Below are 12811 nucleotides of genomic sequence, written 5' to 3' on the forward strand. Positions count from 1 at the left end.
GCCCCTGGCGGGAGATCAGGGCGCGGAAGGCAGCAGGCCGGCCACACCGTAGAGCATGGCCAATTCGCGCAGGCGCGCGGGTAGCCCCTTGACGGCAAAGCCCCGGCCCAGCGCCGCGGCCTCCCGGCGGCATTCAAGCAGCACGGCGATGGCCGAGGAATCGAACTGGTTCAGCGCGCTCGCGTCGACCACGGCCGAAGACCCGGGCTGCGCCGTCAGCCCTTGCTGGAGCATGCGCATGCAGGCCGGTGCCTCGTCGTGCGTCAGACGAGGCGGCAGCATCAGTGTCAGGGCATCGAGCGCCATGCGGTCACCCCGGTCAGCTGCGGGCGTTGGCCTTGTTGCGGGCCGCCAGCGTGGCAATCAGGCCGTCGATGCCCTTGGCGTTGATCTCCTGGGCGAACTGGGTGCGGTAGGTATCCACCAGCCACACGCCCATCACGTTGAAGTTGAAGACCTTCCAGCCGTAGCCTTCGCCGGGGGTCTTCTCGAGCCGGTAATCGATCTGCACCGGGTCGCCAGAGCCGCCGCGGACCTCGGTGCGCACCAGCACTTCCTTGTCGTCCGGCGAGCCACGGAAGGGCTTGATGGTGACGGTCTGGTCACTGACCTGGTCCAGGGCGCCGGCGTAGGTGCGCACCAGCAGCGTCTTGAATTCCTGCTGCAACTGGGTGCGCTGCTCCGGCGTAGCCTGACGCCAGGCGGGGCCCACGGCCGAGGAGGTCATGCGCTGGAAATTCACGTTGGGCATGATCTTGGCGTCAACGAGCGCCATGATCTTCGGAATGTCCCCGGCCTTGATCGACTTGTCGGCCTTGATGGTGTCCAGCACTTCGCTGGACAGCCGCTTGACCAGCGCATCAGGGGCTTCATCGGCGGCCATTGCCGACAGCGAGGCGCTGCCCAGCGCCACGAGGATCGCGCCCATTCCGGCCCAGCGGCCGATGGTGCGTCGTTGGATGGCGAAGTTCATGGTGGGTATCCCTTCTATCGTTGTGTGCGGCGACGCTGCCTGCCCTTTCGAGCGGCTCGTTGCGGCGCGGGTTTCCGTCGAGGCGGCGGCACTTGCAACCAACTGCAAGGGCCCTGCTTGGTCACTGGTCGTCGTCCTGACGCGTGCGTCCGTCGTTCACTTCTGCACGGCGCCGCTGGAGATAGGCGTCGCGGGAGAAGCTGTACGGGTCGAGTGCCGCGTCTTCCAGGAGACTGGTGGTCCGCAGCAACCGCGCGCGACGGTCCACCAGCCACAGGCCAGTCAGACTCCAGCGCACCGTCTTGTCGTCGATGGAGGGCACCGGGTCGCCCTGCCAGTCGATGGGCAGCGCGGCGGTGTCGCGCACGGTCGAAGGGCCCAGGAGCGGCAACATCAGGTACGGGCCGGAAGGCACGCCCCAGTAGCCCAGCGTCTGGCCGAAGTCCGCGCTATGCCGCTCGATGCCGAGGTCGGAGGCCACGTCCAGGATGCCGCCCAACCCGAACACCGTGTTCACGTTCAGGCGCATGAAGGTCTCGGCACTGTTCTGCGCCTTCAATTGCAGGACGTTGTTGGCGAAATTCCAGATGTCGCCCAGGTTGTTGAAGAAGTTCGTGACACCGCTTCGCACCATCGACGGCAGCACGTCACGGTAGGTGGTGGCCACCGGCTTGAGCACCGCGTCGTCCAAGGCCTTGTTGAAGCGGAACATGCGGCGGTTGAAGGGCTCGAAGGGGTCCGCGGGATTGCGCAGGTCGGCAGGCGCCGCGGTCGAGTCCTCAGTGGCCGGCGCAGCAGCCGGCTGCTGCGCCTGGGCCCATGCCAGGCCGCAGCCTGCGAGCGCCATGCCCAGGGCCACGGCACGTACGCCGCGCCACGGGCCCGCAACGGGGGTTCTTCTCGTCGTCATTTCTTCGCACCCTCTCCGGTCTTGTTGTTGGCATCGCCGGAGGAGCTTCCGTCGGCCGCCTTGCTGTAGAGAAACTGGCTGATCAGGTTTTCGAGCACGACCGCGGACTGGGTCGATGAGATCGTGTCGCCGGCCTGCAGGTTCTTGTCGTCGGCGCCGGCCTCGATGCCGATGTACTGCTCGCCCAGGAGACCGCTGGTGAGGATCTTCAGCGAGCTGTCCTTGGGGAAGCGATAGCGGTCCTGCAGCGCCAGCGTCACGCTGGCCTGGAAGGTCTTGTCGTCGAAGCCGATGGATTCCACGCGCCCCACCACCACGCCGGCGCTCTTGACCGCCGTCTGCGGCTTGAGCCCGCCGATGTTGTCGAAACGGGCCGTGACCTTGTAGGTCTTCTGGAAATTCAGGCTGAGCAGGTTGGCCGATTGCAGGGCCAGGAAGAGCAGCGCCGCCGCGCCGATGAGCACGAACAGGCCAACCCAGAGATCGCTGCGGGAACGTTGCATTGGTTTACCTCAGAGGCTGAACATCATGGCGGTAAGGAGGAAGTCCAGCCCCAACACCGCCAGCGAAGCCACCACCACCGTGCGCGTGGTGGCGCGGGAGACGCCCTCGGGCGTCGGCTGGGCCTCGAAACCCTGGAGCAGCGCGACGAAGCTGACGGTGAAGCCGAACACCACGCTCTTGACGATGCCGTTGCCGACATCCTGCAGGACATCCACCCCGCTTTGCATCTGCCCCCAGAAAGCGCCGGAATCCACGCCCAGCATCAGCACGCCCACCACCCATCCCCCGAGCACGCCCACGGCGCTGAACACGGCGGACAGCAGCGGCAGGGTGATGACGCCCGCCCAGAAGCGCGGCGCCAGCACCCGGCGGACCGGATCGACCGCCATCATCTCCATGGCACTGAGTTGCTCGCCGGCCTTCATCAGGCCGACTTCGGCGGTAAGCGAGGTACCGGCCCGGCCCGCGAAGAGCAGCGCCGCGACCACCGGCCCCAGCTCGCGCACCAGCGAGAGCGTGACCAACAGGCCCAGCGCCTCCGAGGCGCCGTAGCGCTGCAGCGTGTAGTAGCCCTGCAGCCCCAGCACGAAACCGACAAACAGACCCGAGACCGCGATGATCGCCAGCGAGTAGTTGCCCAGGAAGTGGATCTGGTCGCGCACGAGGCCGAAACGACGAAGGCAAGACCCCAGGTCGGCCACCAGGCGCACGAACAGGCGGGCCCCATGGCCCAGGTCCGCCAGCTTGCGCCGCACGGCAAAGCCCACGTCGGACGGATGCCACCACCTCATGGCCGGCCTCCCTGCATGTGGCCGAAATCCTCGTCGACCGTGGGCCCGGGATAGTGGAAGCGCACCGGCCCCTCCGCTTCGGCATTGACGAACTGGTGCACCAGCGGATCGGTGCTGGCCCGCACCTCGTCCGGCGCGCCCTGTGCCGCGACCTTGCCGTTGGCGAGGATCACCACGTGGTCGGCGATGCGGAAGGTCTCGTCGAGGTCGTGGGAGACGATCACGCTCGTCAGCCCGAGCGCGTCGTTCAGCCGGCGGATCAGGCGGGCGGACGTGCCCAGCGAAATCGGATCGAGCCCGGCAAAGGGCTCGTCGTACATGACCAGCTCGGGGTCGAGCGCAATGGCCCGGGCGAGTGCAACACGGCGCGCCATGCCGCCGGAGACCTCGCTGGGCATCAGCCCGCGCGCGCCGCGAAGGCCCACCGCGTCCAGCTTCATGAGCACGATGTCGCGCACCAGCGGCTCGGGCAGTTGGGTGTGCTCGCGCAGGGGAAAGGCCACGTTGTCGAACACCGTCATGTCGGTGAACAGCGCGCCGAACTGGAACAGCATGCCCATGCGGCGCCGGGCAGCATAGAGCGCAGGGGGTGCCATGCGACCCACGTCCTGGCCGTCGAAGCGCACCTCGCCGGCGTTGGCACGCACCTGCCCGCCGATCAGCCGCAGCACCGTCGTCTTGCCGCCGCCCGACGCACCCATCAGCGCCGTCACGCGCCCGCGGGGCACGGAGAACGACACGCCATCGAGGATGGCGCGCTCGCCGTAGCCAAAGCGCACGTCACGAAACTCGACGAAAGGGGCGGAATCGACGGAGGACAAAGCCGGGAGAGGGACGGTGGGAGAAACGGGCAGTCTCAAGAAAACACAAAGCCGGGGCGCCTGTGCGGCATCCCGGCTTGGCGGCGGCCGATGATAAGGGAAAGCACGTAGGCCGGTTTTCGACCTTACGGCTGCCCTTTGGTTCAACGGGGCAGGTCGCTGAAACCCATCAGGAATTCGTCCACGGCCCGCGCCGCCTGCCGGCCTTCGCGGATGGCCCACACCACCAGCGACTGGCCGCGGCGCATGTCGCCGGCCGCGAACACCTTGGGCACGTTGGTGGCGTAGCCACCCGTGAAGTCGACCGTGGCCTTGGCGTTGCCGCGCGCATCCTTCTCGACGCCGAAGGCTTCGAGCACCGGCGAGACCGGGCTCACGAAACCCATGGCCAACAGGACCAGATCGGCCTTGTAGGTCTTCTCGGTGTTGGGCACCTCGACGAACTTGCCGTCCTTGAACTCCACATGCACGGTCTTGAGGCCGGTGACCTTGCCCTTCTCGCCGATGAATTCCTTGGTCGAGATGGCGAACTCGCGCTCGCAGCCTTCCTCGTGGCTGGAGGAGGTGCGCAGCTTGTAAGGCCAGTAGGGCCAGACCAGCGGCTTGTTCTCCGATTCGGGCGGCATGGGCATGAGCTCGAACTGGGTCACGCTGGCTGCGCCGTGGCGGTTGCTGGTGCCCACGCAGTCGGAGCCGGTGTCGCCACCGCCGATCACGATGACGTGCTTGCCGTCGGCCCGCAGTTGGCCCTTGACCTTGTCGCCGGCGTTCACGCGGTTCTGCTGCGGCAGGAACTCCATCGCGAAATGGATGCCGTCCAGGTCGCGGCCGGGCGCGGGCAGGTCGCGCGACTGCTCGGCGCCGCCGGTCAGCAGCACGGCGTCGAACTCGGCCTGGAGCTGCTCGGGCGTGACGGTTTCCTTGGCCAGGTTGGTGACCTTGGAGCCCTTGCCCAGCGCGTCCTTGGCGGCGCCGACGACCACGCCGGTGCGGAAGACCACGCCTTCGGCCTTCATCTGCTCGACGCGGCGGTCGATGTGCGACTTCTCCATCTTGAAGTCGGGGATGCCGTAGCGCAGCAGGCCGCCGACACGGTCGTTCTTCTCGAACAGTGTGACGTCATGGCCGGCCCGGGCCAGCTGCTGGGCTGCGGCCAGGCCGGCGGGGCCGGCGCCGACGACGGCGACCTTCTTGCCGGTCTTGTGCTTGGCCGGGCGGGGCTTGACCCAGCCCTCGGCCCAGGCGCGGTCGATGATCGCGTGCTCCAGGGACTTGATGCCGACCGCGTCGTCGTTCACGTTCAGCACGCAGGCCGCCTCGCAGGGCGCGGGACAGATACGGCCGGTGAACTCGGGGAAGTTGTTGGTCGAGTCCAGCACCGCGAAGGCGTTCTTCCAGTCCTGGCGATACACCAGGTCGTTGAAGTCCGGAATGATGTTGTTGACCGGGCAGCCGTTGTTGCAGAAGGGCGTGCCGCAGTCCATGCAGCGCGCACCCTGGATCTTGGCCTGCTGGTCGTCCAGCGCGACCACGAATTCCTTGTAGTGCTTCAGACGCTCATCGACCGGGCGGTAGCCCTCTTCGAGCCGCTCGAATTCCATGAAGCCGGTGACTTTTCCCATCGTGTGTTCCTCGTTCTGGTTCGTGGCGCGTCGGCTCAGCCGGCTGCGGCGGCGGAGACGGCATGCGGCTCCAGGCCGGCCTTGGCGTCGTTGCCGGTGCTGGCCAGCATCATCTTGCGGTCATGCAGCTCGCCCAGGGCGCGCTTGTATTCGTTCGGGAAGACCTTCACGAACTTCGTGCGCGACAGGGCCCAGTCGTCCAGCAGGTCGCGGGCGCGCTTGCTGCCGGTCCAGCGGTGGTGCTCTTCGAGCAGCTTGCGCAGCTGGGCCTCGTCGGTCTGGGCGTTGTGCCAGAACTTGCGGTCGACGCCGGCGGTCTGCTCGCCGGTGGTCAGCACCTTCTCAAGCGTGACCATGGCCATGTTGCAGCGCGAGGCGAATTGGCCGTCCTCGTCGTAGACGAAGGCCACGCCGCCGCTCATGCCGGCCGCGAAATTGCGGCCCGTCTTGCCCAGCACCACCACCGTGCCGCCGGTCATGTATTCGCAGCCGTGGTCACCCGTGCCCTCGACCACCGCGGTGGCGCCCGACAGGCGCACCGCGAAGCGCTCGCCCGCCACGCCGGCCAGGAAGGCCTCGCCCGTGGTGGCGCCGTACAGCGCGGTGTTGCCCACGATGATGTTGCGCGCCGCCTCGCCGCGGAAGTCCAGGCTTGGACGCACCACCACGCGGCCACCCGAGAGGCCCTTGCCGGTGTAGTCGTTGGCCTCGCCGATCAGATAGAGCGTGATGCCGCGGGCCAGGAAGGCGCCGAAGGACTGGCCGCCCGTGCCTTCCAGCTGGATGCGGATGGAGTCGTCGGGCAGGCCTTCCGGATGCACCTTGGTCAGCGCGCCGGAGAGCATGGCGCCCACCGAGCGGTTGACGTTGCGCACCGTCTCGATGAACTGCACCTTCTCGCCGCGGTCGATGGCCGGGCGCGACTTCTCGATCAGCTTGTTGTCCAGGCTCTTCTGGAGGCCGTGGTCCTGGCTGTCCACATGCAGGCGCGGCACATCGGCCGGCACCTGCGGTTGGGCGAACAGGCGGCTGAAGTCCAGGCCGCGCGCCTTCCAGTGAGCGATGCCCTTGCGCATGTCGAGCAGGTCGGCGCGGCCGATCAGCTCGTCGAACTTGCGCACGCCCAGCTGGGCCATGATCTGGCGCACTTCCTCGGCGACGAAGAAGAAGTAGTTGACGACATGCTCGGGCTTGCCGGCGAACTTCTGGCGCAGCACCGGGTCCTGCGTGGCCACACCCACCGGACAGGTGTTCAGGTGGCACTTGCGCATCATGATGCAGCCCTCGACCACCAGCGGCGCGGTGGCGAAGCCGAATTCGTCGGCGCCCAGCAGCGCGCCGATCACGACGTCGCGACCGGTCTTCATCTGGCCGTCGGCCTGCACGCGAATGCGGCCGCGCAGGCGGTTGAGCACCAGCGTCTGCTGGGTCTCGGCCAGGCCGATCTCCCAGGGGCTGCCCGCATGCTTGATGGACGACCAGGGCGAGGCGCCCGTGCCACCGTCATGGCCGGCAATCACGACGTGGTCGCTCTTGCACTTGGCCACGCCGGCCGCGATGGTGCCCACGCCCACTTCCGACACCAGCTTGACGCTGATGGAGGCATGCGGCGCCACGTTCTTCAGGTCGTGGATCAGCTGGGCCAGGTCCTCGATCGAGTAGATGTCGTGGTGCGGCGGCGGGCTGATCAGGCCCACGCCAGGCACCGAATAGCGCTGCTTGCCGATGTACTCGGTGACCTTGCCGCCGGGCAACTGGCCGCCCTCGCCGGGCTTGGCGCCCTGGGCCATCTTGATCTGGATCTGGTCGGACGAGGACAGGTACTCCGCCGTCACGCCGAAACGGCCCGAGGCCACCTGCTTGATGCGCGAGCGCAGCGAATCGCCTTCCTTCAGGGGCAGGTCGACCTCGACGTTCTGCGCGCCGATCTCGCTCTTGAGCGTGGCGCCCTGCTTGATCGGGATGCCCTTGAGCTCGTTGCGGTAGCGCGCCGGGTCCTCGCCGCCCTCGCCGGTGTTGCTCTTGCCGCCGATGCGGTTCATGGCAATGGCCAGCGTCGAATGGGCCTCGGTGCTGATCGAGCCCAGCGACATGGCGCCGGTCGCAAAGCGCTTGACGATCTCGGCCGCGGGCTCGACCTCGTCGACCGCGATGGCCTTGGCGGTGTCGAACTTGAACTCGAACAGGCCGCGCAGCGTCAGGTGGCGACGGCTCTGGTCGTTGATGATCTGCGCGTATTCCTTGTAGGTGTTGAAGTTGTTCGCGCGGGTGGAGTGCTGCAGCTTGGCGATGGCGTCGGGCGTCCACATGTGGTCTTCGCCGCGGGTGCGCCAGGCGTACTCGCCGCCGGCGTCCAGCATCGACTCCAGCACCGGGTCGTCGCCGAAGGCGGCCTTGTGCATGCGGATGGCTTCCTGCGCGATCTCGAACACGCCGATGCCTTCCACCCGGCTGGCGGTGCCGGTGAAGTACTTCGCGACCGTCTCAGTGTTGAGGCCGATGGCCTCGAACAGCTGGGCGCCGCAATAGCTCATGTACGTGCTCACGCCCATCTTGGACATGATCTTGGACAGGCCCTTGCCGATCGCCTTGACGTAGTTGTAGATGGCCTTCTCGGCCGACAGGTCGCCCGGCAGGTCCTGGTGCATTGCAGCCAGGGTCTCCATGGCCAGGTACGGGTGCACGGCCTCGGCGCCGTAGCCGGCCAGCACGGCGAAGTGGTGCACTTCGCGGGCCGAGCCGGTCTCCACCACCAGGCCGGCGCTGGTGCGCACGCCTTCGCGGATCAGGTGCTGATGGATGGCCGACAGGGCCAGCACCGCCGGGATCGGCAACTGCTCGGCGGCCACTGCGCGGTCGCTCACGATCAGGATGTTGTGGCCGCCCTTGATGGCGTCCACCGCCTCGGCGCACAGCGAGGCCAGCTTGGCTTCCACACCCTCTTCGCCCCAGGCGAGCGGGTAGGTGATGTCCAGCGTGTAGCTCTTGAACTTGCCTTGCGTGAAGGTGCCGATGTCGCGCAGCTTGGCCATGTCGTTGAAGTCGAGCACGGGCTGGCTCACTTCGAGGCGCATGGGCGGGTTGACCTGGTTGATGTCCAGCAGGTTGGGCTTGGGGCCCACGAAGCTGACCAGCGACATGACGATGGCCTCGCGGATCGGGTCGATCGGCGGGTTGGTCACCTGGGCGAACAGCTGCTTGAAGTAGTTGTACAGCGGCTTGTTCTTGCTGGAGAGCACGGCCAGCGGGCTGTCGTTGCCCATGGAGCCGATGCCTTCCTCGCCGGCCACGGCCATGGGGCTCATCAGGAACTTGATGTCTTCCTGCGTGTAGCCGAAGGCCTGCTGGCGGTCCAGCAGCGAGACGGCGCTGGCCGGGGCCTCGCCCGCGCCCTCGACGTCGTCGAGCTTGATGCGCAGGTTCTCGATCCACTGCTTGTAGGGCTTGCTGTGCGCGAGGGTGGCCTTGACCTCCTCGTCGTCGATCATGCGGCCCTGGTCAAGGTCGATCAGGAACATCTTGCCGGGCTGCAGGCGCCACTTGCGGATGATCTTGGCCTCGGGGATGGGCAGCACGCCGGCCTCGGAGCCCATGATGACCATGTCGTCGTCGGTCACGCAGTAGCGGGCGGGGCGCAGGCCGTTGCGGTCCAGCGTGGCGCCGATCTGCTTGCCGTCGGTGAAAACCACGGCGGCCGGGCCGTCCCACGGCTCCAGCATGGCGGCGTGGTACTCATAGAAGGCGCGGCGGCGCGGATCCATGGTGGCGTGCTGCTCCCAGGGCTCCGGGATCATCATCATCACGGCCTGGCTGATCGGGTAGCCGGCCATCGTCAGCAGTTCGAGGCAGTTGTCGAAGGTGGCGGTGTCGGACTGGCCGGCGAAGCTGATCGGGTAGAGCTTGGCCAGGTCGGCGCCCAGCACGGGCGAACTCATCACGCCTTCGCGGGCGCGCATCCAGTTGTAGTTGCCCTTGACCGTGTTGATCTCGCCGTTGTGGGCGACGTAGCGGTAGGGGTGGGCCAGCGGCCACTCGGGGAAGGTGTTGGTGGAGAAGCGCTGGTGCACCAGGCCGATGGCCGAGACGCAGCGTGCGTCCTGCAGGTCCAGGTAATAAGTGCCCACCTGGTCGGCCAGCAGCAGGCCCTTGTAGACCACGGTGCGGCTGCTCATGCTCGGAACGTAGTATTCCTTGCTGTGCTTGAGCTTGAGCGCCTGGATGTTGGCGCTGGCCGTCTTGCGGATGACGTAGAGCTTGCGCTCCAGCGCGTCCTGCACGATCACGTCGGCGCCACGGCCGATGAAGACCTGGCGCATCACGGGCTCCTTGTCGCGCACGGTGGGCGACATGGGCATCTCGCGGTTGACCGGCACGTCGCGCCAGCCCAGCAGCACCTGGCCTTCGGCCTTGATGGCGCGCTCCATCTCCTGCTCGCAGGCCAGTCGCGAGGCATGCTCCTTGGGCAGGAAGATCATGCCAACGCCGTATTCGCCCGCCGGCGGCAGGGTGACGCCCTGCTTCGCCATCTCTTCGCGGTAGAGCGCGTCGGGGATCTGGATCAGGATGCCCGCGCCGTCGCCCATCAGCTTGTCGGCACCGACGGCGCCGCGGTGGTCGATGTTCTCGAGGATCTTCAGCGCCTGGGTGACGATGTCGTGGCGCTTCTCGCCCTTGATGTGGGCCACGAAGCCCACGCCGCAGGCGTCGTGCTCATTGGCGGTGACGTACAGGCCTTTTTGCTGGAGGTGTTCGATTTCTGCTGCCAGGGTCATGGCACGCTCCTCGGAGATATCGTGGGGAATGCGGGGAGCATAGGGACTTGCACGAAGAATGCCAAACGTTTTAATTGGGGTCAGACTCCATTTCGGCGTCAGCCATTTCTTACCGCTTCAAAATTGGGGACAGATCACGATCAACGGGGAGCAACCGGTCTTACGGCCGCTTGCGATGCATCAGCCCCCGGGAAGACTGGGATCTTTCGGCTTACGCCCTGCACGCCCGACCGCCAATCGGCGCGGTGTATCGGCCTGCAGCTGCTGGACGAAGGCAGCCTCGCCCGCCGCCCATCCTTTGCGGGTGGTTTCGGTCAGCATGAGCTGTTCAGCTCGCGTCGGCCCTACATGCACCATTTCGGCGTACGCGGCTTCACGCGCGAAGGGCGTATTGCCCAGCGCCCAGTACAGCGCATGCGGCGTGAGGAAGCGATCGGTGCGCAGCCCCACGTAGTGGCCATGGCTGGACCACGCATAGTCGCGCGCCTGCTCCACCAGCCCCGCCCGTACTGGATGCAGGTCGATGTAGGCCATGCAAGGCAGGAAGTAGCGCTCGGCCTGCAGCACCGTGCCACGGTAGCGGCCTTCCCACAGCGTGCCGCGCCGTCCGTGGCGGTCGTTGAAGTGGCGCACATAGCGCCGCCCCACGGCCTGCATCCACAGCGACAGCGCCTCGGCCGTCGGCGGCGTGGCCAGGACGTGGAAATGATCTTCCAGGATCACGTAGGCATGCAGGGCCACGCCCGCGCGCTGGGCCTGCTCGCCCAGCGTGTCCAGCAGCATCTGCCGGTCGGTGGTGTCGACCACCACCGCCTGGTCGTTGTTGCCGCGCTGGATCAGGTGGTGCGGATGGCCGGCCAGCGCCAGCCGGGGCTGCCTGGCCATGTTCAGGCCTCGTGCCCGGCCTCGGTCGCCGACGCCGCGGGCGGCAGTGCCGGAAAGCGGCGCCCGGCCAGCTCGTCGAGCCCGAACTCGGCCAGCAGCGCACGCAGCCGCTGGGCGGCGCTGGCTTTGCGATGGCCGGTGCGGCGCGCCAGGATCAGCTCGTTCTTCATGCTGTGCTCCCAGCCGACCAGTTCGGTGACCGTCACCTGGTAGCCACAGGCTTCCAGGTACAGGCAGCGCAGCACATTGGTGAGCTGGCTGCCGATCTCGCGCGTGTGCAGCGGATGCCGCCACAGCTCGGCCAGCGGCGTGCGCGCCAGCGACAGCGCCTTGCTGTGCCGCAGGCTGGCCGCCACTTCGGCCTGGCAGCAGGGCACCAGCACCATGAAGCGGGCCTGCTTGGCCAGGCCGAAGGCGATGGCGTCGTCGGTGGCGGTGTCGCAGGCATGCAGCGCGGTGACCATGTCGATCTGCGCCGGCAACTCGGTGGCCGTCGCCGATTCAGCCACCGACAGCGCCAGGAAATGCATGCGCGCAAAGCCCAGCCGATCGGCCAGCGCCCGCGAGCGCTCGACCAGCTCGGCCCGCGTCTCGATGCCGTAGATATGGCCGCCGCCGCGCGCCTTGAAGAACAGGTCGTGCAGGATGAAGCCCAGGTAGGACTTGCCGGCGCCGTGGTCCGCCACGGTCGCCACAGCGCCTTCCTCCGGCAGCTCCAGCAGCAGTTTCTCGATGAACTGGTAGAGGTGGTAGACCTGCTTGAGCTTGCGCCGCGAGTCCTGGTTGAGCCGGCCCTCGCGGGTCAGGATGTGCAGCTCCTTGAGCAGCTCGACCGACTGGCCAGGCCGCAGCTCCTCGGCCAGCGCCGCGTCTGCCACGCCCGTTGCGCCCGCGCGCTGCCCCTTGTCTGCCTGGCGTTTCATGGCCGCCCCCCTGCCCCGGCACCCACGTCCAGCGCCGCCCAGCCCGCCGCCCCCAGGGCGTCGAGCGTGTCGATGTTGCGCTCGAAGATGTCCGCCGCGTCCGGAAAGGCCTCGACCGCGCGGTCGATACTGGCTTCGCGCAGCAGATGCAGCGTGGGATGGGGCGAACGGTTGCTGAAATTGCCCAGCGCGTCCTCGTCCTCGCCGGCGAACTGGAAGCGCGGATGGAAACTGGCCAGCTGAAGCTCGCCCTCGTGCCCGGCGCGGCGCATCAGGCGCTCGCAGCGGCCGGTGAAATCGTGGAAGTCGTAGAAGTCGTGCAAGGCGTGGGGAACGATCAGCAAGGTGGTGTCGCGGGTGTCGGCCGGTGTCTCGCGCAGCGCCTGTGCCTCGGCCAACAGGCGCTCGGCCAGCTGGTCCAGGTCGTCGCCGGCATGGACGGCGTAGTGCACCTGGCCCTTGGCCTGCACGGCCTTGGCGAAGGGGCACAGCTGCAGGCCGATGACCGCCCGGTCGACCCAGCGGCGCGTGTCGGCGATGGCCTGCGCGGCATCGATGGTCATGAAGAATTTCCTTTGGTGTGCACGGGCCGCGGCGGGCCCTGCAATCC

Annotated in this window: 11 protein-coding genes; all 11 read right to left on the minus strand. The window is 67.4% G+C overall.

All coding sequences use genetic code 11. From position 1 onward, the window contains the following. Positions 1–15 precede the first annotated feature (15 nt). On the minus strand, positions 16–306 hold the full coding sequence (locus ABIC63_RS13485) for an STAS domain-containing protein (RefSeq protein WP_017759877.1): 291 nt from the start codon (positions 304–306) through the stop codon (positions 16–18). Positions 307–319: 13 nt separating this feature from the next. Next, entirely contained in the window at positions 320–973 is a 654-nt protein-coding gene (locus tag ABIC63_RS13490; protein WP_294370548.1) for an MlaC/ttg2D family ABC transporter substrate-binding protein, read from the minus strand. A 121-nt stretch (positions 974–1094) separates the two neighbouring features. Next, the gene (locus tag ABIC63_RS13495; protein ID WP_354320099.1) at positions 1095–1883 is read right to left on the minus strand and encodes an MlaA family lipoprotein; all 789 of its coding nucleotides are present in this window, start codon (positions 1881–1883) and stop codon (positions 1095–1097) included. Beyond that, entirely contained in the window at positions 1880–2386 is a 507-nt protein-coding gene (gene mlaD, locus ABIC63_RS13500) for an outer membrane lipid asymmetry maintenance protein MlaD (protein WP_234194529.1), read from the minus strand. The genes ABIC63_RS13495 and mlaD overlap by 4 nt, the downstream gene beginning before the upstream one ends. 9 nt (positions 2387–2395) lie before the next feature. Further along, the gene (gene mlaE / locus ABIC63_RS13505; RefSeq protein WP_294370555.1) at positions 2396–3178 is read right to left on the minus strand and encodes a lipid asymmetry maintenance ABC transporter permease subunit MlaE; all 783 of its coding nucleotides are present in this window, start codon (positions 3176–3178) and stop codon (positions 2396–2398) included. Further along, entirely contained in the window at positions 3175–3999 is an 825-nt protein-coding gene (locus ABIC63_RS13510; RefSeq protein ID WP_354320100.1) for an ABC transporter ATP-binding protein, read from the minus strand. The genes mlaE and ABIC63_RS13510 overlap by 4 nt, the downstream gene beginning before the upstream one ends. A 143-nt stretch (positions 4000–4142) precedes the next feature. Further along, positions 4143–5621: a glutamate synthase subunit beta gene (locus tag ABIC63_RS13515; RefSeq protein WP_294370557.1), complete on the minus strand. Its 1479-nt coding sequence runs from the start codon at positions 5619–5621 to the stop codon at positions 4143–4145. Positions 5622–5656: 35 nt separating this feature from the next. Further along, complete coding sequence (locus ABIC63_RS13520; RefSeq protein WP_354320101.1) at positions 5657–10393, minus strand: glutamate synthase-related protein; 4737 nt, start codon at positions 10391–10393, stop codon at positions 5657–5659. 180 nt (positions 10394–10573) lie between these two features. After that, positions 10574–11278: a transposase gene (locus tag ABIC63_RS13525; RefSeq protein ID WP_354320102.1), complete on the minus strand. Its 705-nt coding sequence runs from the start codon at positions 11276–11278 to the stop codon at positions 10574–10576. Positions 11279–11280: 2 nt separating this feature from the next. Then, the gene (locus ABIC63_RS13530; RefSeq protein ID WP_354320103.1) at positions 11281–12201 is read right to left on the minus strand and encodes a class I SAM-dependent methyltransferase; all 921 of its coding nucleotides are present in this window, start codon (positions 12199–12201) and stop codon (positions 11281–11283) included. Beyond that, entirely contained in the window at positions 12198–12764 is a 567-nt protein-coding gene (locus ABIC63_RS13535) for a DUF1415 domain-containing protein (protein WP_294370562.1), read from the minus strand. Before ABIC63_RS13535 ends, ABIC63_RS13530 begins: the two co-directional genes overlap by 4 nt. Between the last annotated feature and the right edge of the window lie 47 nt (positions 12765–12811).

This window comes from Pseudacidovorax sp. 1753 (assembly GCF_040544975.1).
Taxonomy (GTDB): Bacteria; Pseudomonadota; Gammaproteobacteria; order Burkholderiales; family Burkholderiaceae_C; genus Xenophilus.